The organism is Streptomyces sp. NPDC058157 (assembly GCF_042884105.1).
Classification (GTDB): domain Bacteria; phylum Actinomycetota; class Actinomycetes; order Streptomycetales; family Streptomycetaceae; genus Streptomyces.
Genome location: NZ_JBHVUQ010000147.1, coordinates 1 through 19,624 on the forward strand (window position 1 = coordinate 1; position 19,624 = coordinate 19,624).

Here is a 19,624-nt window from a genome sequence, read left to right on the forward strand (position 1 = left end):
GCCGCCACCGCGCGAGCGGCGACCGCGGACGGGGGCCCGCCCCGGCAGTGCCGGGGCGGGCCCCCTTCCCGTGCGTGCGGCGGGCGCTTCGCCCGTCCGGGCTAGCCGGCCAGGCAGGAGGGGCCGAGGAGCACCTTGAGGTCGCCGAAGAGGGCCGGGTCGGGCTGGACCCGGTGCCGGTCGAGGCGCAGCACGGTGGTGGTGCGCGGCCCCTGGAGCTTGATCCGCACTTCGGTGTTGCCCTTGTGGTGGCGCAGGATCTCGCCCAGACGGGTGACCATCGGCGGGGTGACCTTGACGGTGGGGATGGTGAGGACGACGGGGGCGTTGGTGCCGGCGGAGGAGAGGTCGGGGACCATCATCTCCATCGCGACGAGGCGGGGGACGTCCTCGCGCTTGTCGAGGCGGCCCTTGACGAAGACGACGGTGTCCTCGACCAGCTGGGTGGAGACGAGCTGGTAGGTGGCGGGGAAGAACATGCACTCGATGGAGCCGGCGAGGTCCTCGACGGTGGCGATGGCCCAGGCGTTGCCCTGCTTGGTCATCTTGCGCTGGAGGCCGGAGATGATGCCGCCGATGGTGACGACGGCGCCGTCGGAGTGCTCGCCGCCGGTGAGCTGGGAGATCCCGGCGTCCGTCTTGTCGGAGAGGACGTGCTCCAGGCCGAACAGCGGGTGGTCGGAGACGTAGAGGCCGAGCATCTCGCGCTCCTGGGCGAGCAGGTAGGACTTCTCCCACTCGACGTCGGAGAACTCCACGTCCAGGCCGAAGCCGGGTTCGCTGCTCTCCTCGTCACCCATTCCGCCGAAGAGGTCGAACTGGCCCTCGGCCTCCTTGCGCTTGACCGCGACCACGTTGTCGATCATCGATTCGTGGTGGGCGACCAGGCCCTTGCGGGTGTGGCCCATCTCGTCGTAGGCGCCGGCCTTGATCAGCGACTCGACGGTGCGCTTGTTGCAGACGACGGCCTCGACCTTGTCGAGGAAGTCGGGGAAGGAGGAGTACTTCCCCTTGGACTTCCTGGTCTTGATGATCGAGTCGACGACGTTCTGGCCGACGTTGCGGACGGCGGTGAGGCCGAAGAGGATCACGTCGTCGCCCTGGGCGGCGAAGTTGGACTCGGACTCGTTGACGTTGGGCGGGAGCACCTTGATGCCCATGCGCCGGCACTCGTTCAGGTAGATCGCGGACTTGTCCTTGTCGTCCTTGACCGAGGTGAGCAGGCCCGCCATGTACTCGGCGGGGAAGTTCGCCTTGAGGTAGGCGGTCCAGTAGGAGACGAGGCCGTACGCGGCGGAGTGGGCCTTGTTGAAGGCGTAGCCGGCGAAGGGGACCAGGACGTCCCAGAGGGCCTGGATGGCCTGGTCGGAGTAGCCGTTCTTGCGGGCGCCCTCCTGGAAGATCGTGAAGTTCTTGGCGAGCTCCTCGGGCTTCTTCTTGCCCATCACGCGGCGCAGGATGTCGGCCTCGCCGAGCGAGTAGCCGGCGATGATCTGGGCGGCCTTCTGCACCTGCTCCTGGTAGACGATCAGGCCGTAGGTGACCGCGAGCACCTCTTCGAGCGGCTTCTCCAGCTCGGGGTGGATCGGGGTGATCTCCTGCTGCTTGTTCTTGCGCAGGGCGTAGTTCGTGTGCGAGTTCATGCCCATCGGGCCCGGGCGGTAGAGCGCGGACACGGCGGAGATGTCTTCGAAGTTGTCGGGCTTCATCAGGCGCAGCAGGGAGCGCATGGGGCCGCCGTCGAACTGGAAGACGCCGAGGGTGTCTCCACGGCTGAGCAGTTCGAAGGTCTTGGGGTCGTCCAGGGGCAGGCCCAGGAGGTCGATGTCGATCCCCTTGTTGGCCTTCACCATCTTGACGGCGTCGTCCATGATCGTCAGGTTGCGCAGGCCCAGGAAGTCCATCTTCAGCAGGCCGAGCGACTCGCAGCTCGGGTAGTCCCACTGGGTGATGGTGACCTGGTCGGTGTGGCGCACCCAGACGGGCACGTGGTCCGTGATCCGCTCGCTGGACATGATCACGCCGGCGGCGTGCACGCCCATCTGGCGGACCAGGCCCTCGACGCCGCGGGCGGTGTCGATGACCTTCTTCACGTCGGGCTCGTTCTCGTACATCCCGCGGATCTCGCCGGCCTCGCTGTAGCGGGGGTGCGAGGGGTCGAGGATGCCGGAGAGTGGGATGCCCTTGCCGAGGACGTCGGCGGGCATGGCCTTGGTGAGGCGGTCGCCCATGGCGTACGGGTAGCCGAGGACGCGGGCCGAGTCCTTGATCGCGTTCTTGGCCTTGATGGTGCCGTAGGTGCCGATCATGGCGACCTTGTCGGCGCCGTACTTCTCGGTCACGTACCTGATCACCTCGACGCGCCGACGCTCGTCGAAGTCGATGTCGACGTCGGGCATGGAGACGCGCTCGGGGTTGAGGAAGCGCTCGAAGATCAGGCCGTGGGTGAGAGGGTCGAGGTCGGTGATGCCCATGGCGTAGGCGACGATCGAGCCGGCCGCGGAGCCTCGGCCGGGGCCGACCGCGATGCCCTGGTTCTTGGCCCACATGATGAAGTCGGCGACCACGAGGAAGTAGCCCGGGAAGCCCATCGAGATGATCGTGTCCATCTCGTACTCGGCCTGCTTCAGCCGGTCGTCCGGGATGCCTCCGGGGTAGCGGCGGTGCATGCCGCGCATGGTCTCCTCGCGGAACCAGCTGACCTCGGTGTGGCCCTCCGGGATGTCGAACTTCGGCATCAGGTTCCGGAACTTGAACATGCCCTCGGTGTCGACCTGCTCCGCCACCTTCCAGGTGTTGGCGCAGCCCTCCTGCCAGGCGTCCGAGGAGTCGATGGCGTACATCTCGTCCGTGGACTTCAGGTAGTAGCCGGTGCCGTCGAACTTGAAGCGGTCCGGGTCGGAGAGGTTCTTGCCGGTCTGGATGCAGAGCAGGGCGTCGTGGGCGCCGGCCTCGTGGGCGTAGGTGTAGTGGGAGTCGTTCGTCACCAGCGGCGGGATGCCGAGCTTCTTGCCGATCTCCAGCAGGCCGTCGCGGACCCGGCGCTCGATCTCGATGCCGTGGTCCATCAGCTCCAGGAAGTAGCGGCCCTCGCTGAAGATGTCCTTGTAGTCCGAGGCCGCCTTGATCGCCTCGTCGAACTGGCCGAGGCGCAGTCGCGTCTGCACCTCGCCGGAGGGGCAGCCGGTGGAGGCGATCAGGCCCTCCGACCACTGGGCGATGGTCTCCTTGTCCATGCGGGGCCACTTGGTCAGCCAGCCCTCGGCGTAGGCGTCGGAGGACAGCCGGAAGAGGTTGTGGAGGCCGGTGGCGTTCGCCGCCCAGATCGTCTTGTGCGTGTAACCGCCGGAACCGGAGACGTCGTCCCGCTTCTGGTGCGGCTGGCCCCACTGGATGCGCCGCTTGTTGCGCCGGGACTCGGGGGCGACATACGCCTCGATACCGATGATCGGGGTGATCCCGGCCTTCTGGGCGGTGTGGAAGAAATCGTACGCGCCGTGGAGGTTGCCGTGGTCGGACATGGCGATGTGCGTCATGCCCATTTCATTGCAGGCCGCGAACATGTCCTTCAGCCGAGCCGCACCGTCCAGCAGCGAGTACTGGGTGTGGACGTGCAGGTGCGTGAAGGGCGTCTTCGACACGGTGGGGGCCTCCGGGGGCGAGAGGGGCGGCAGCTATGAATCCTACGTCCCACCGGTGACAGATCCGGGGCACGGAGAGATACGGTCGGGCGTTGCAGAACCAGGAACACGTGTCCGACGTCCAGTCGGTCAGAACCCGTACCACCCCATGCACCAGGAGGCATCCGCCATGGCGGTACCCGAGACGACCGACGAGCAGCGCGCCGAGCAGATACTCGACGTGTTCGACACCGCATTCGGTGAGCTGCTCGCCGCCGACCCCGCCGCCTTCCAGGTCAAGTTCCGGAAGATGGCCGCCTCCGCCTTCGCCTTCTACCGGGGCACGGCCTGCCTCTTCTACGCCGACCTGGAGCGCGACCGGCACGGCGGCCCCTTCCTGGACGAGCGCACCGGCCGGGTCTGGATCCACGGCGATCTCCACGCGGAGAACTTCGGCACGTACATGGACTCCAACGGCCGGCTCGTCTTCAACGTCAACGACTTCGACGAGGCGTACATCGGCCCCTTCACCTGGGACCTCAAGCGCTTCGCCGCCTCGGTGGCCCTGATCGGCTACACCAAGGCGCTCAGCGACGAGCAGATCAGCTCCCTCGTGCGGACCTACGCGGCCGCCTACCGCGAGCGCATCCACCAGCTGGCCACGGGCGCCAAGAACGAGGAAGTGCCCTCCTTCACCCTGGACACCGCCGAGGGCCCCCTGCTGGGCGCCCTGCGCGACGCCCGTGCGCGCACCCGGTTCGCCCTGCTGGACTCGATGACCGAGATCCGCGACCACGAGCGCCGCTTCTCCGAGGGCGGCGGGGCCATCGAGCTGGACGCGGCGACCCGCTACAAGGTGCTGGCCGCCTTCGACGGCTACCTGGAGACCCTCCCCGAGGAGTCCCTGGTGCGCCCGGACTCCTACCGGGTCAAGGACGTGGTGGGCCGCCGGGGCGTGGGCATCGGCTCGGCCGGGCTGCCCTCGTACAACATCCTGCTGGAGGGGCACAGCGACGCCCTGGAGAACGACGTCGTGATCTACCTCAAGCAGGCGCAGACCCCGGCCGTCTCCCGGCACATCACGGACCGGGCGGTCCGCGAGTACTTCCAGCACGAGGGCCACCGCACGGTGATCTCCCAGCGGGCCCTCCAGGCGCACGCCGACCCGTGGCTGGGCTGGACCGAGCTGGACGGCGCCGGACAGCTGGTCGCGGAGGTCTCCCCGTACGCGGTGGACCTGGACTGGTCGGACCTGGACGACCCGGAGGAGATCGCGGCGGTGGTCGCGGACCTCGGCCGGGCCACGGCCACCATGCACGCCTCGGCCGACGAGGCCGAGAGCGGCCAGTCCCTCGTGCCCTTCTCCACCGAGCGGGCCATCGACGCGGCCATCGCCGCCGACGAGGAGGGCTTCCCGAAGCTCCTGGTCGACTTCGCCCACGCCTACGGGGCCCGGGCCCGCGCCGACCACCAGATCTTCGTGGACCTCTTCAGGAACGGCCGGATCACGTCGTGACCCCTGGGGCGTCCGGGGCCGGGGAGTGCGGATTCACAGGAACCCAGGGCCCGGATCCACAGGGACCCGTGGGAGACTCGCCGCGATGGACATATCAGGGGTGAGGATCCGGGGGCTGCGGGCCGCGCTGTTCAGCGCGCTCGTCGTGCTGCTCTCGGCCGGCTCCCACGTGCTCCTGTCCCGGGTGCCGATGCCGCCCGCCCTGCTCGGCGGCGCCTTCGCCGGGGTGTTCGCCCTCGCCTACGCCCTGGCCGGCCGCGAGCGGGGCTTCGGGCCGATCGCCGGCCTGCTGGTCCCGCTGGAACTGGCGGCCGACACGGTCTTCACCGCCGGGCAGCGCGTCTGCTACGGCCCCGCCGGCGGGCCGGTCGCCGGGCCGCTGCACGCGCTGGGCCTGGACGGGCTGTGCGGCGGGACCCCGGTGGGCGGGCCGCTGACCGAGGTGACCGGGCCGGCCGGCGACCCGGCCGCCCTGCCGGCCGCCCCCGGGCCCTGGACCCCCTGGCTGCTGCTCGGCGCGCACGTCGGCGTCGGACTGCTCGCGGCGGCCTGGCTGCGCCACGGCGAGCGGGCCCTGGTGCGGCTGCTGCGGGCGGTCGCCGCCTTCGCCTTCCGGCCGCTGCGGCTGGCGGCGGCCTCGGTGGCGGCGGTCCCCGGGCGCGGGCGGCGGGCGCTGCGCCCGGCGCGGCCCGGCGCGGTGGCCCGTACCCGTTTCCCGGCGCATTCCGTGGGCCGACGGGGACCTCCGGTACGGACGGCGACGCCCTCGGGCGTCTGACGCGTACGTACGGACAGTCCCCCCTTGCCACCTCCCACGGAGATCACCATGAGTTCCCGCAACAGCCAGCAGAACAAGGCCGCCGCCCGCGAGAAGCTGCGCGTCGAGCGCGAGAAGCAGGCCAAGAAGGACAAGGCCCGCCGCCAGGTGTTCGTCGCCGTCGGCGTCGTCGCCGCCCTCGCGCTGGCCGGCGGCATCGGCTACGCGGTCGTGCAGTCCAACCAGCCCGGCTACTGGGAGAAGGCCGCCGAGGCCACCCTGGTCAAGCCGAAGAACACCGAGGGCGCGGACGGCCTGACCGTGGTCATCGGCAAGCCCGAGGCGAAGAAGACCCTGGACCTCTACGAGGACCCGCGCTGCCCCGCCTGCGCCGCCTTCGAGCAGACCGTGGGCGAGCAGGTCCGCAAGGACGTCGACGCCGGCAAGTTCAAGCTCAGCTTCCACGGCGCCACCTTCATCGACAACGGCGCCAAGGGCGTGGGCTCGAAGAACGCGCTGAGCGCGCTGGGCGCGGCGCTGAACGTGAGCCCCGAGGCCTTCCTCGACTACAAGGCCGCCCTCTACTCCAAGGCGCTGCACCCCGAGGAGACCGTCGACAGCTTCGCCAAGGACGAGTACCTGATCAAGGTCGCGGACACCGTTCCGGCCCTGAAGGGGAACGCCGAGTTCAAGAAGGCCGTCGAGGACGGCACGTACGACCGGTGGGCGATGGACATGTCGAGCGCCTTCAACAAGTCCGGTGTGACGGGCACCCCGACGCTCAAGATGGACGGCAAGAAGATCGACACCCCGGCCACCCCGGAGGCGTTCACCGCGGCCATCGACAAGGCGATCGCGGGCTGATCGGCCGTCAGGCCACCCCTTCTTCCGCAATACCGCCATAACGGGCGGGCGAACTCTCAAAGTTCGCCCGCCCGTTGTCGTCCGGTGACTGTTCCCGGCCACATACCGATCAGTAATATGAGCGCCCGTGACCAGTCATCTCACCCCCCTCTCCCCTGCCCCGGACTCCGCCGCGACCCCGGCGAATCCGCGCCGCCGCACGGTCGTCCTGGCCGCGGCGGCCACGGCGGCCCTCGCGCCGATCGCCCTGGGCGCCACCACCGCCCGGGCGGCCGAATCCGGCCCCGCCTTCCTGCACGGCGTCGCCTCCGGCGACCCGCTGCCCGACGGCGTCCTGCTGTGGACCCGCGTCACCCCCACCCCCGAGGCCGTCCCCGGCTCGGGCGCGGGCCCCGACACCGCGGTGGGCTGGGAGGTGGCCGAGGACAAGGCCTTCTCCAGCGTCGTCGCGCGCGGCTCCGTCACCGCGAGCGCCGCCTCCGACCACACGGTCAAGGTGGACGTGCGCGGCCTGCGCCCGCACACCCCGTACTGGTACCGCTTCACCGCCGGCGCCGCCGTCTCCCCGGTCGCCCGCACCCTGACCGCCCCGGCGGCCGACGCCGCCACCGCGGGCGTGCGCTTCGGCGTGGTCTCCTGCTCCAACTGGGAGTCCGGCTACTTCTCGGCCTACCGCCACCTGGCCGCCCGCACCGACCTGGACGCGGTCCTGCACCTGGGCGACTACATCTACGAGTACAAGACCGGCGAGTACCCGGCGGCCAAGTACGTCGTGCGCCAGCACGAGCCGAAGAACGAGATCATCACGCTGGCCGACTACCGGACCCGGCACGGCCAGTACAAGACGGACCGCGACGCCCAGGCGATGCACGCGGCCCACCCGATCGTGGCCATCTGGGACGACCACGAGTTCGCCGACAACGCGTGGTCCGGCGGCGCCACCAACCACACCCCCGGGACCGAGGGCGACTGGGCGGCCCGCGCGGCCGCGGCCAAGCAGGCGTACTTCGAGTGGATGCCCGTGCGCGCCTCCATCGCGGGTACCGTCTACCGTCGCCTGCGCTTCGGCAGCCTGGCCGACCTGCACCTGCTGGACCTGCGCTCGTTCCGCTCGGAGCAGGTCAAGGCCGGCAGCGGCGCGGTGGACGACCCGGAGCGCACCATCACCGGGCGGGCGCAGCTGGACTGGCTCAAGGCCGGGCTGGCGGGCTCGACGGCGACCTGGAAGCTGGTCGGCACCTCGGTGATGATCTCGCCGGTGGCCTTCGGCTCGCTGCCCGCCCAGGTGCTCCAGCCGCTCACGCACCTGCTGGGGCTGCCCGACGGCGGGCTCGCCGTCAACACGGACCAGTGGGACGGCTACACGGACGATCGCAAGGAGCTCCTGGGCCACTTGAAGGACCGGAACATCAAGAACACGGTGTTCCTGACCGGCGACATCCACATGGCCTGGGCGAACGACGTCCCGGTGAACATGGCCACCTACCCGGGATCGGGCACGGTGGGAACCGAGTTCGTGGTCACGTCGGTGACGTCCGACAACATCGACGACACCCTGCACGTACTGCCGCACACCGTCTCGGTGGTGGCGGAATCGGCGATCAAGGCCGCGAACTGGCACGTCAAGTGGCTGGACATGGACTCGCACGGCTACGGCGTGCTGGACGTGACGGCCGAGCGCTCGCAGATGGACTACTACGTGGTTTCGGACAAGCGGCGTCAGGACGCGACCTCGTCCTGGGCCCGCTCGTACCGCACCCTGAACGGTACGCAGAAGGTGGAGCGGGTCGACCAGCCCGTCCGCTGATCTTACTGACAGACCGTCAAATCTCCTGTTCAACGGGGCTCCTGGCATGAACCAGGAGCCCCGCGTGAACCGCAGGCAACAAATCTTTAACTTCCGGGTACTTGCGGAATGAATGACATGCACACATAAACTTCCGGCCAGCGTGAGGAAATCCCTCACCCCCCACCACGCTTGCCGAGGAGTCACCGTGCGCGCTGCTGCCCGCATATCCCCCCTTCTCCGCCGCCGCCTCATGGGTACGGCCGTCCTGGCCTCCACCCTGGCCTTCGCCCCGCTGACGGCCCCCACCACCGTCGCGGCCGCCGCCCCGAAGACCGGCGCCCAGGCCTGTGCCGAGGAGGGCTCGGCCCCGGCCAACGCCCGTGTCGCGAAGCCCAAGAACGACCACGCCGCCGAGCCCAACGAGCTCTCCGAGGCCCAGACCAAGGCCATGGACGCGGACCTCAAGAAGAAGCTCAGCCAGATGCAGCTGTCCCCGCAGCAGCTGTTCGGCGCGCGCGAGGCCGCCCCCTCCCTGGTCGCCGCCGCGACCACCATCCCGGTCTACGTCCACGTGATCACCAACGGCACGCAGGGCAAGCTCACCGCGACGGACATCAACAACCAGATCAACGTCCTCAACGCCGCCTACAGCGGCCAGGGCACCGGCAACGTCAACTCCGGCTTCCAGTTCTCGCTGGCCGGCACGGACTACACCGACAACGCCACCTGGTACACCGTCTCCGACGGCACCCAGGCCGAGAAGGACATGAAGAACGCCCTGCGCAAGGGCGGCAAGAACGCGCTCAACCTCTACACCGCCAACCTCGGCGGCGGCCTCCTCGGCTGGGCGACCTTCCCGAGCTCCTACAACTCCGCCCCCAAGATGGACGGCGTGGTCATCCTCAACTCCTCGCTGCCCGGCGGCTCCGCCACCAACTACAACGAGGGCGACACCGCCACCCACGAGGTCGGCCACTGGATGGGCCTGTACCACACCTTCCAGGGCGGCTGCTCGGGCAGCGGCGACTCCGTCTCCGACACCCCGGCCGAGAAGAGCGCGGCCTTCGAGTGCCCGACCGGCCGTGACACCTGCTCCGCCCCGGGCGCCGACCCGATCCACAACTTCATGGACTACACGTACGACTCCTGCATGTACCAGTTCACCGCCGGCCAGGTGTCCCGCATGAAGAGCATGTGGACCGCCTACCGCGCCTGATCGCACGCACCGCTCCGCACACACGGCAGGGCCCGGCGCACCGAGCGCCGGGCCCTGCCCGCTTCCTCCGCCGCCCCTACGGGCCCTACAGGCTGTCGAGGAACGCCAGCGCGATCCGCCAGACCTCCCCGGCCGCGTCCGCGTCGTAGTCGTCCAGGTCCGGGTCCGTGAACAGGTGCCCGGCACCCGGGTAGCTGTGGATCTCCACGTCGGCCCCGGCCCGCCGCATCCTCAGGTACCAGGCCGTCAGCCAGTCGTGCGTCTCGAAGGGGTCCGGGTCCGCCATGTGCAGCTGCACCGGCAGTTCGTCGGCCGAGGCGTCGTCCTCCAGGTCCGCCGTACCGTGCAGGAGCAGCAGCCCGCGCGCCTTGTCGTCGGCCAGCGCCAGGTGCTGGGCGACCGAGCCGCCGAAGTCGAAACCGGCGTAGACCAGGCCCTGGTCGGAGAAGGGCGCCGCGGCCAGCACCGCCCGCTTGAGCAGCTCGTCGCGCCCCACCTCCTCCAGGTGGGCCACGCCCTCCTCGAACGTCTCGAACGTACGGCCCTCGAAGAGGTCGGGCACCTCTACCCGGTGTCCGGCGGCCCGCAGCCGGTCGGCCGCCGCGTGCACCGCGGGCCGCAGCCCGTACGTCGAGTGGAAGAGCATGATGTTCATGCCTCCCATCGTGCCATTGCCCGCGATGGCACGAGTCCGGCGGCGCCCCGCGGATAGGTTCTCCCCCATGGAGATGGAGAACGTCCTGCGTCCCGCCACCGTCGTCTGCGCCGTCCTGATCCTCACCCTGCTCGCCGGCTGGGTCCTCGACCTGCTGCTGCGCCAGGCCGACGCCCGGCACACCGAGACCCCGCTGTGGGGCCTGCTGCGCCGCTGCGTCCTGCCGTTCCGGCTGGTCCTGGCCACCGCCGCGCTCCAGGCCGCGTACCGGCCGGCGCACCTCCTGCCCGGCCGCGCGGGCACCGTGGGCCACGTCCTGACCCTGGTCCAGATCGCCTCGACCGCGTGGCTGCTCGTCGCCGTCGCGACCGCCGTCGTCGACTCCGCGTACGCCCGCTACGCCGCCTCCGCGCCGGACGACGCCCGGGTGCGGCGGGTGCGCACCCAGGTCACCCTGATCCAGCGGGCCCTCACCGCCGTGGCCGTCGTGGTCGCCGCGGCCGCGATGCTGCTGACCTTCCCCGCGATGCGCGCCGTCGGCGCCTCGGTGCTGGCCTCGGCCGGGGTCCTCGGCATCGTGGCCGGCATCGCCGCCCAGTCCACCCTCGGCAACCTCTTCGCCGGACTCCAGATCGCCTTCGGCGACACCGTGCGCATCGGGGACACGGTGGTCGTGGACAAGGAGTGGGGCAAGGTCGAGGAGATCACCCTGACCTTCCTCGTGGTCCGCACCTGGGACGAGCGCCGCATCACGATGCCGGTCTCGTACTTCACGAGCAAGCCGTACGAGAACTGGTCGCGCGGCGGCGCCCAGATGACCGGCACCGTCTTCTGGCACCTGGACCACTCGGCCCCGGTCGCCCTGATGCGGGACCGGCTCACCGAAATCCTGCGGGACGTCCCCGAATGGGACGGCCGCACCGGCAGCCTGGCCGTCACGGACACCACCCCGAACACCATCGTGGTCCGCGCGGTGGTCACCGCGAAGGACTCCGACGACCTGTGGACCGTGCGCTGCGCGGTCCGCGAGCGCCTGATCACCTGGCTGGCCGCCGCACACCCCTACGCCCTCCCCCGCGTCACCACCGCCGAGGCGCCCCCGCGCGACTGAGGCCGCTACGCGCTGCGCAGGCTGCGGACGTCGAGGTGGCGCAGTACCCGGTCGACGATCTCCGGGTCGGCCCCCGGTTCGCTGCGGGCCGCCAGGACCTCGTGACGGGCGGCGGACATCATCTCCCGCTGGATGCGCTGGACCTGGCGGATGCGCTCCACCCGCTTCGCGTACGCCTCGCGCCGCTCCTCGTCGACCAGGTCGGGGCTGATCCTCGCCCCCACGTCGTACGCACGCCGGTACAGCACCTCGACGAGGTCCTCCGGGAGGTCCTCGACCTCCTCGATCTCCCGCAGCCGCCGCTTGGCCGCCTTGGCCGCGCGCAGCGCGAGCGCCCGCTCGGTCTCCCGTTCGGCGTCCGTGTCCGCCTCCACCCCGAGCCTGCGCACCAGCCAGGGCAGCGTCAGCCCCTGGAACACGAGGGTGGCCATGATGACGGCGAAGGCGATGAACACGATCTCGTCCCGGTCCGGGAAGGGCTCCCCGGCGTCCGTCCGCAGCGGGACGGCCAGGGCCAGCGCGACGGAGGCCACCCCGCGCATCCCCGCCCACCACATGACCACGCTCTCCCGCCAGCTCAGCGGGATCTCCTCGTCGTAGTCGCGCCGCCCGTGCAGCTTCTTCGCCAGCCAGCCGGCCGGCAGCAGCCACGCCAGGCGTACGGCGACCACCACCGCGATCACGGCCGCCGCCCAGCCGGCCATCTCCCACTCGCGGCCCTTCGCGACGCCGAAGACGTTGTGCAGCTCCAGCCCGATCAGCCCGAAGGCCACACCGGTGACGAGGACGTCGACCACCTCCCAGAAGGTGTGCCCGGCGAGGCGGCCCAGCACGTCGTCGGCGTCGGTGGCGTACTCGGCGAGGAACAGGGCGGTGGTCAGCACGGCCAGCACCCCCGACCCCTGGAGCTCCTCGGCCACCACGTAGGAGACGAACGGCACGAGGAGGGTCAGCCCGATCTGGAGGGTGGCGTCCCCGAGCCGGCCCATCAGCCGGTTGGTGGCCCAGCCCAGCGCGAGCCCGACGGCCACGGCCACCACGGCGGACAGCACGAACTCCCCGAGCGCGTCCGGCCAGGAGAAGCTTCCGCTCACCGCGGCCGCGACGGCCACGTGGTACAGGACGATGGCGGTGACGTCGTTGAAGAGGCCCTCGCCCTCCAGGATCGACACCATGCGCCGCGGCAGCCCGAGCGAGCCGGCCACGGCGGTGGCCGCGACCGGGTCGGGCGGGGCGACGAGCGCGCCGAGCGCGACGGCCGCCGCGACGGGCAGCCCGGGGACGACGGCGTTCGCGACGGCGGCCACGGCGGCGGTGGTCACGAAGACCAGGGCCACCGCCAGCAGCAGGATCGGCCGGACGTTGGCCGCGAACTGCCGCCAGGAGGTCCGCTGCGCGGAGGCGTACAGCAGGGGCGGCAGCACGAGCGGCAGGATGAACTCGGGCGGGATGTCGACGTTGGGCACGGCGGGCACCAGCGCCAGCACGACCCCGCCCAGGGTCATCAGCACGGGCGCGGGCAGCCCCAGCCGGTCCCCGAGCGGAACGGTGACGACGGCGCCGAGCAACAGCACGAAGAGCAGAGCGAGCTGATCCACTCCCCCACCCTGCCAGCAGGCTGCGCCGCTTCCGGGGATTGGCCCCCACCGTTCCTGGGGGCTCCGCCCCCAGACCCCCGCGCCTCAATCGCCGGCGGGGCTGGAATTGCCCTGCGGGCAATCCAGCCCCGCAGGGCGCCCCGTACCCGCCGGAGGCTACTGGCTTTCGGCGCGGATGACGTCCAGCGCGTGCTGGAGGTCGGCGGGGTAGCCGCTCTCGAACTCCACCCACTGGCCGTCCGCCGGGTGCTCGAACCCGAGCCGCACCGCGTGCAGCCACTGCCGGGTCAGACCGAGCCGCTTGGCGACCGTCGGGTCGGCCCCGTACGTGAGGTCGCCGACGCACGGGTGCCGGTGGGCCGACATGTGCACGCGGATCTGGTGCGTGCGGCCCGTCTCCAGCTTGATGTCCAGCAGCGACGCCGCCCGGAACGCCTCGATCAGGTCGTAGTGCGTGACCGACGGCTTGCCGTCCTGGGTCACCGCCCACTTGTAGTCCGCGCTCGGGTGCCGTCCGATCGGCGCGTCGATGGTGCCGCTCATCGGGTCCGGGTGCCCCTGCACCAGCGCGTGGTACCGCTTGTCCACGACCCGCTCGCGGAACTGGTTCTTCAGCGAGGTGTACGCGCGCTCCGACTTGGCCACGGCCATCAGGCCGGACGTGCCGACGTCGAGGCGGTGCACGATGCCCTGCCGCTCGGACGCGCCCGAGGTGGAGATCCGGTAGCCGGCCGCGGCGAGGCCGCCGATGACGGTGGTGCCGGTCCAGCCGGGGCTCGGGTGGGCGGCGACGCCCACCGGCTTCATGATGACCACGATGTCGTCGTCGTCGTGGACGATCTCCATGCCCGGCACCGGCTCGGCCACCAGCTCGACCGGCCGCGGAGGCGCCGGCATCTCGACCTCCATCCAGGCGCCGCCGTGCACGCGCTCGGACTTGCCGACGACGCTGCCGTCGACCGAGACCTTCCCCTCCGCCGCCAGTTCGGCCGCCTTCGTCCGGGAAAAACCGAACATACGGGCGATGGCGGCGTCGACGCGCTCGCCTTCCAGGCCATCGGGAACGGGCAGGGTGCGGATCTCGGGAATCGTACTCACCCGTCGAGTATGCCGGACCCGGCGGAAGACCATTCCCGCGCGCGCCTCCGCGGTCAGTCCTTGTGGACCGTGCCGTCCGGGTCCAGGCCCTTGAAGGACAGCAGGACGATCAGGATCCCGCCGCACACGATGGCCGAGTCGGCGAGGTTGAAGACGGCGAAGTGGGCGGGCGCGATGAAGTCGACCACGGCCCCCCGGAACACGCCCGGGGAGCGGAAGATCCGGTCGGTCAGGTTGCCCAGCGCACCGCCCAGCAGCAGGCCCAGGGCGATCGCCCAGGGCAGGCTGTACAGCTTGCGGGCCAGCCGGACGATCACCACGATCACGGTCGCCGCGATCACGGTGAAGATGATCGTGAAGGCCTCACCGAAGCCGAAGGCCGCGCCGGGGTTGCGGATCGCGTCGAACTTCAGCAGGTTGCCGACGATCTCGATCGGCGGCCGGTGCTCCAGCCGGGCCACAACCAGCATCTTGCTGCCGAGGTCGAGCAGGTACGCCAGCACCGCCACGATCAGCAGCGCCGCGATCCGCCTGCGCCCCCGGGGCACGCCGGGCTCCGACTGCGGCTCGGCGTCGTCCCCGACCTCCGGCGTACCGATGATGCGCTCCGCCTCTGCCACGTGAGTCCCTCGAACTAGCTCGATCCCGACGAGACACGAGAGTACGTCAGTGTGCGTACGTCCTGGCTAGTGCCTTCGCTCCTGCTTCTGCTTGCAGTCCACGCACAGCGTGGCGCGCGGGAAGGCCTGCATGCGGGCCTTCCCGATGGGCTTGCCGCAGTTCTCGCAGAGCCCGTACGTACCCGCCTCCAGGCGTTCCAGCGCCCGCTCGGTCTGCTCCAGCATGGAGGTGGCGTTCGCCGCCAGGGCCAGCTCCGACTCCCGGGTGATGTTCTTGGTGCCGGTGTCGGCCTGGTCGTCGCCCGCGCCGTCGCCCGAGTCCCGCATCAGGCCGGAGATGGCCATCTCGGAGGCCTCCAGCTCCACGCGCAGCCGCATCACCTCGGAGAGCAGCTCCGTACGGGCCTCCGCGACCTCCTCGGCGGTCCAGGGCTCCTCCCCGGGGCGTACGGCGAGCTCGCCGGGGGCCGTGGCCGCGAGGCCGCCCGCGGTGTCGCCGGCCGTCTTGCGGGCCGTGCCCGCCGTCTTCTTGGCAACCACTTTCCGAGCTCCCGTCTTCCGCGCGGCCGGGGCCGCCCCCTCGGTCACGACCGCCGCGGCCGCACCCCTACCCGTACCCCGCCCGGCCACGGCCTCCGCCGCCCCGGCGGGAGCCTCGGCCTTGCCGGCGGCCGCCTTCTTCGCGACGCGCTTCTTGACGGCCGCCTTCTCGGCCGGGGCCTTCTTGGCCACCGCCTTCTCGGCTACCGCCTTCTTGGCCGGGGCCTTCTTCGCCGGGGCCTTCTTGGCCACCGCCTTCTCGGCCGGGGCCTTCTTCGCAGCTGTCCCGCCGGGCGCGGCCACGGCCTTCCCGGTCGCCGCCGTCTTCGCGGGCGCGGCCCGTTCGGCGGCAGCCGTGGAGCCTGGCACAGCAGCCACCTCCCGTGTCGCCGTCTTCTTCGCCACCATGGCCGCGGCCCCTTTTCACCGGATGTGGCCTTTTTAGCCAAATCGTGCCGGAACGATAAATCGGCTCCGGTCCCACGGCAACGGGGCACGCGTCCATCGAGGTCAACCTGCATCCGTTGTGCCCAGCGGGAGCCCCCGTAATCCGCCCCGCCCGCCCCCGCCGGTCCCCGGCCGCCCCGTCCGGCCGTCCGGGGCACGCCCGGGCCCCTCCCCCGGCCCGCCGCGCCCCGACGTAAACCGGTCTGCCGAGCCGCGCCCCGGCCCGTACACTGGGCGCAGCGAAAGGCATGGATGGGGACGAGTAGCGTCGGACGCAGCCAGGAGCGACCCGGGGACGGTGAGAGCCCGGGGGCGAGCGCGACGTGAAGGATCACCCCGGAGCCGCCGGAAGAAAGCCCGCACGGGATCCCCGTAGGGCCGGTAGAACCGGCTTCGCACCCCAATGAGGGGGCCGCCGGACCCGTCCGGAGGCCAAGGAGGGTGGTACCGCGGGAGCAGCAGACGCTCTCGTCCCTCCGGACGGAAGTGACACCCCGCCGGAGGAAGAGTTCAGCCTCATGACCACACCGCCGCAGTACCGCCCGGTACCCGCCCAGGTCGACCTGCCCGCCCTCGAACACGCCGTCCTCGACTTCTGGCGCGAGAGCAAGACCTTCGCCAAGACGCTGGAGCAGTCCGAGGGACGCCCCGAGTGGGTCTTCTACGAGGGCCCGCCCACCGCGAACGGCATGCCCGGCGCGCACCACATCGAGGCCCGCGTCTTCAAGGACGTCTTCCCCCGCTTCCGCACCATGCGCGGCTACCACGTGGCCCGCAAGGCCGGCTGGGACTGCCACGGCCTGCCGGTCGAGCTCGCCGTCGAGAAGGAGCTCGGCTTCAACGGCAAGCAGGACATCGAGGCGTACGGCATCGCCGAGTTCAACGCCAAGTGCCGTGAGTCCGTGACCCGCCACACCGACGCGTTCACCGAGCTCACGACCCGTATGGGCTACTGGGTCGACCTGGACGACGCGTACCGGACCATGGACCCCGAGTACGTGGAATCCGTGTGGTGGTCGCTGAAGGAGATCTTCAACAAGGGCCTGCTGGTCCAGGACCACCGCGTCGCCCCCTGGTGCCCGCGCTGCGGCACCGGCCTCTCGGACCACGAGCTGGCGCAGGGCTACGAGACGGTCGTCGACCCCTCCGTCTACGTCCGCTTCCCGCTGACCTCCGGCCCGCTCGCCGGTGAGGCCGCGCTCCTGGTCTGGACGACGACCCCCTGGACCCTGGTGTCCAACACGGCGGTCGCCGCCCACCCCGACGTGACGTACGTGGTCGCGACGAACGGCGAGGAGAAGCTCGTCGTCGCCGAGCCGCTGCTGGAGAAGGCGCTCGGCGAGGGCTGGGAGGCCACCGGGCAGAGCTTCACCGGCAAGGAGATGGAGCGCTGGACGTACGAGCGTCCGTTCTCCCTGGTCGAGTTCCCGGAGCCCGCCCACTACGTCGTGAACGCGGAGTACGTCACGACCGAGGACGGCACCGGTCTGGTCCACCAGTCCCCCGCCTTCGGCGCCGACGACCTCGCGGTCTGCCGCGCGTACGGCCTGCCCGTCGTGAACCCGGTCCGTCCCGACGGCACCTTCGAGGAGGAGGTCCCGCTCGTCGGCGGCGTCTTCTTCAAGAAGGCCGACGAGAAGCTGACCGCCGACCTCGACGCGCGCGGCCTGCTGTTCAAGCACATCGCCTACGAGCACAGCTACCCGCACTGCTGGCGCTGCCACACGGCCCTGCTCTACTACGCGCAGCCGTCCTGGTACATCCGCACCACCGCCGTCAAGGACGCGATGCTGCGGGAGAACGAGAAGACCAACTGGTTCCCCGAGTCGGTCAAGCAGGGCCGCTTCGGCGACTGGCTGAACAACAACATCGACTGGGCGCTCTCCCGCAACCGCTACTGGGGCACCCCGCTGCCGATCTGGCGCTGCGAGGAGAACCACCTCACCTGCGTCGGCTCGCGCGCCGAGCTGAGCGAGCTGTCCGGGCAGGACCACTCCGCCCTGGACCCGCACCGCCCGTACATCGACGACGTGACCTTCACCTGCACGGCCGAGGGCTGCTCCCTCGAAGCCGTCCGCGTCCCGGAGGTCATCGACGCCTGGTACGACTCGGGCTCGATGCCGTTCGCGCAGTGGGGCTACCCGTACAGGAACAAGGAGATCTTCGAGAAGCGCTACCCGGCGCAGTTCATCTCGGAGGCGATCGACCAGACCCGCGGGTGGTTCTACACCCTGATGGCGGTCGGCACGCTGGTCTTCGACAAGTCCTCGTACGAGAACGTGGTCTGCCTGGGCCACATCCTCGCCGAGGACGGCCGCAAGATGTCCAAGCACCTCGGCAACATCCTCCAGCCGATCCCGCTCATGGACCAGCACGGCGCGGACGCGGTCCGCTGGTTCATGGCGGCCGGCGGCTCCCCGTGGGCGGCGCGGCGCGTGGGCCACGGCACGATCCAGGAGGTCGTCCGCAAGACGCTCCTCACGTACTGGAACACCGTCGCCTTCCAGGCCCTGTACGCGCGGACGTCCGGCTGGGCCCCGTCGGCCGCCGACCCGGCGCCGACGGACCGCACGGTGCTGGACAAGTGGCTGCTGTCCGAGCTGAACACCCTCGTCTCCGAGGTCACGGAGGCGATGGAGGCGTACGACACCCAGCGCGCCGGCAAGCTGCTGTCCGCGTTCGTGGACGACCTGTCCAACTGGTACGTGCGCCGCTCGCGCCGCCGGTTCTGGCAGGGCGACAAGGCGGCCCTGCGCACGCTGCACGAGGTCGTCGAGACGGTCACCCGGCTGATGGCCCCGCTGACCCCCTTCATCACGGAGCGGGTCTGGCAGGACATGGTCGTCCCGGTCAGCCCGGACGCCCCGGAGTCGGTGCACCTGTCCACCTGGCCGACGGCCGACGCCTCGGCGATCGACCCGGTCCTGTCGCAGCAGATGCTGCTGGTCCGCCGCCTGGTGGAGCTGGGCCGTGCGACGCGCGCCGAGTCGGGCGTCAAGACCCGTCAGCCGCTGTCGCGCGCGCTGGTCGGCGCGGTCGGCTTCGACGCGCTGTCGCCGGAGCTGCAGGCGCAGATCACGGAGGAGCTGAACGTCTCCTCGCTGGCCTCCCTCTCCGAGGTGGGCGGTTCGCTGGTCGACACGACGGCGAAGGCGAACTTCCGGGCGCTGGGCAAGCGGTTCGGCAAGGGCGTGCAGGACGTGGCGAAGGCCGTGGCCGCGGCGGACGCGGCGGCCCTGTCCCTCTCGCTGCGGTCCGGCTCGGCGGTCGTGACGGTGAACGGCGAGGAGGTCACCCTCACGCCGGAGGAGGTCATCATCACCGAGACCCCGCGCGAGGGCTGGTCGGTGGCCTCGGACTCCGGCGCGACCGTCGCGCTGGACCTGGAGATCACGCCGGAGCTGCGGCTCGCGGGGCTCGCCCGTGACGCGATCCGGCTGATCCAGGAGGCCCGGAAGAACTCCGGCCTCGACGTGGCGGACCGGATCGCCCTGCGGTGGTCCTCGGCCTCCCCGGAGGTCGTCACGGCCCTCACGGACCACGCGGCCCTGATCGCGGACGAGGTCCTCGCGACGGACTTCGCCGCCGGTGAGGCGGACGCCTCCTTCGGAGCCCCGTTCGAGGACGAGCCCCTCGCCCTGACGTTCCGCCTCCGCAAGGCGTAACCCTCCGCCGCGACGGCCCGCACCCGCTTCGGGAGGGTGCGGGCCGTCGCCTTTCCCCGCTGCGCGGAGCGGTCCCCTACCCGCCCTTCCACCGTTCCCGCCCTCAAGCGCCGGGCGCGGCTCCAAAC

General features: G+C 70.9%; 13 protein-coding genes. 7 read left to right on the plus strand and 6 right to left on the minus strand.

The features are described 5' to 3' along the window. Positions 1–101 precede the first annotated feature (101 nt). A complete protein-coding gene (dnaE, locus tag ACFVXK_RS28345) occupies positions 102–3,641 on the minus strand; it encodes a DNA polymerase III subunit alpha (RefSeq protein WP_389616712.1) in 3,540 nt (1,179 codons plus the stop codon). Positions 3,642–3,810: 169 nt separating this feature from the next. Between dnaE and ACFVXK_RS28350 the strand changes: the two genes are divergently transcribed. The 5 genes from ACFVXK_RS28350 to ACFVXK_RS28370 all read left to right on the plus strand — a co-directional run bounded on the left by ACFVXK_RS28350 (position 3,811) and on the right by ACFVXK_RS28370 (position 9,762). Beyond that, positions 3,811–5,136, plus strand: a complete 1,326-nt coding sequence (locus ACFVXK_RS28350; protein WP_389616715.1) for a DUF2252 domain-containing protein — start codon at positions 3,811–3,813, stop codon at positions 5,134–5,136. 85 nt (positions 5,137–5,221) lie between these two features. Next, on the plus strand, positions 5,222–5,914 hold the full coding sequence (locus ACFVXK_RS28355) for a hypothetical protein (RefSeq protein WP_389616718.1): 693 nt from the start codon (positions 5,222–5,224) through the stop codon (positions 5,912–5,914). A gap of 48 nt (positions 5,915–5,962) precedes the next feature. Next, positions 5,963–6,757, plus strand: coding sequence for a DsbA family protein (locus ACFVXK_RS28360; RefSeq protein ID WP_389616721.1), 795 nt, complete (start codon positions 5,963–5,965; stop codon positions 6,755–6,757). A 127-nt stretch (positions 6,758–6,884) separates the two neighbouring features. After that, positions 6,885–8,564, plus strand: coding sequence for an alkaline phosphatase D family protein (locus ACFVXK_RS28365; RefSeq protein WP_389616724.1), 1,680 nt, complete (start codon positions 6,885–6,887; stop codon positions 8,562–8,564). Positions 8,565–8,796: 232 nt separating this feature from the next. Next, positions 8,797–9,762 (plus strand): zinc metalloprotease, encoded by a 966-nt coding sequence (locus ACFVXK_RS28370; protein WP_389616744.1) that lies wholly within the window; start codon positions 8,797–8,799, stop codon positions 9,760–9,762. Between the two features lie 85 nt (positions 9,763–9,847). On the opposite strand, the gene ACFVXK_RS28375 is transcribed toward ACFVXK_RS28370, so the two are convergent. Next, on the minus strand, positions 9,848–10,426 hold the full coding sequence (locus ACFVXK_RS28375; RefSeq protein ID WP_389616727.1) for a dienelactone hydrolase family protein: 579 nt from the start codon (positions 10,424–10,426) through the stop codon (positions 9,848–9,850). A gap of 64 nt (positions 10,427–10,490) precedes the next feature. Here ACFVXK_RS28375 and ACFVXK_RS28380 point away from each other — a divergent pair, with 64 nt between their 5' ends. Next, positions 10,491–11,528 carry a mechanosensitive ion channel family protein gene (locus ACFVXK_RS28380; protein WP_389616746.1) on the plus strand — a complete coding sequence of 346 codons (1,038 nt, stop codon included), beginning with the start codon at positions 10,491–10,493 and terminating at the stop codon, positions 11,526–11,528. 5 nt (positions 11,529–11,533) lie between these two features. Here ACFVXK_RS28380 and ACFVXK_RS28385 read toward each other — a convergent pair whose 3' ends face one another. The 4 genes from ACFVXK_RS28385 to ACFVXK_RS28400 form a co-directional block, all read right to left on the minus strand. Beyond that, positions 11,534–13,126, minus strand: coding sequence for a Na+/H+ antiporter (locus tag ACFVXK_RS28385; protein WP_389616730.1), 1,593 nt, complete (start codon positions 13,124–13,126; stop codon positions 11,534–11,536). A 156-nt stretch (positions 13,127–13,282) separates the two neighbouring features. After that, the gene (locus tag ACFVXK_RS28390) at positions 13,283–14,224 is read right to left on the minus strand and encodes an RluA family pseudouridine synthase (RefSeq protein WP_389616733.1); all 942 of its coding nucleotides are present in this window, start codon (positions 14,222–14,224) and stop codon (positions 13,283–13,285) included. 53 nt (positions 14,225–14,277) lie between these two features. After that, positions 14,278–14,844, minus strand: a complete 567-nt coding sequence (gene lspA / locus ACFVXK_RS28395; RefSeq protein WP_389616736.1) for a signal peptidase II — start codon at positions 14,842–14,844, stop codon at positions 14,278–14,280. A 66-nt stretch (positions 14,845–14,910) separates the two neighbouring features. Beyond that, positions 14,911–15,753: a TraR/DksA family transcriptional regulator gene (locus ACFVXK_RS28400; RefSeq protein ID WP_389616739.1), complete on the minus strand. Its 843-nt coding sequence runs from the start codon at positions 15,751–15,753 to the stop codon at positions 14,911–14,913. A 596-nt stretch (positions 15,754–16,349) separates the two neighbouring features. Between ACFVXK_RS28400 and ileS the strand changes: the two genes are divergently transcribed. Then, entirely contained in the window at positions 16,350–19,496 is a 3,147-nt protein-coding gene (ileS, locus tag ACFVXK_RS28405) for an isoleucine--tRNA ligase (protein WP_389616741.1), read from the plus strand. Positions 19,497–19,624: the final 128 nt, after the last annotated feature.

Bases quoted from the DNA above. Each gene is read 5' to 3' on its own strand.
- ACFVXK_RS28350 (WP_389616715.1), top strand. From the start codon at position 3,811: ATGGCGGTACCCGAGACGACCGACGAGCAGCGCGCCGAGCAGATACTC.
- ACFVXK_RS28355 (WP_389616718.1), top strand. From the start codon at position 5,222: ATGGACATATCAGGGGTGAGGATCCGGGGGCTGCGGGCCGCGCTGTTC.
- ACFVXK_RS28360 (WP_389616721.1), top strand. From the start codon at position 5,963: ATGAGTTCCCGCAACAGCCAGCAGAACAAGGCCGCCGCCCGCGAGAAG.
- ACFVXK_RS28370 (WP_389616744.1), top strand. From the start codon at position 8,797: ATGGGTACGGCCGTCCTGGCCTCCACCCTGGCCTTCGCCCCGCTGACG.
- ACFVXK_RS28375 (WP_389616727.1), bottom strand. From the start codon at position 10,426: ATGGGAGGCATGAACATCATGCTCTTCCACTCGACGTACGGGCTGCGG.
- ACFVXK_RS28380 (WP_389616746.1), top strand. From the start codon at position 10,491: ATGGAGAACGTCCTGCGTCCCGCCACCGTCGTCTGCGCCGTCCTGATC.
- ileS (WP_389616741.1), top strand. From the start codon at position 16,350: ATGACCACACCGCCGCAGTACCGCCCGGTACCCGCCCAGGTCGACCTG.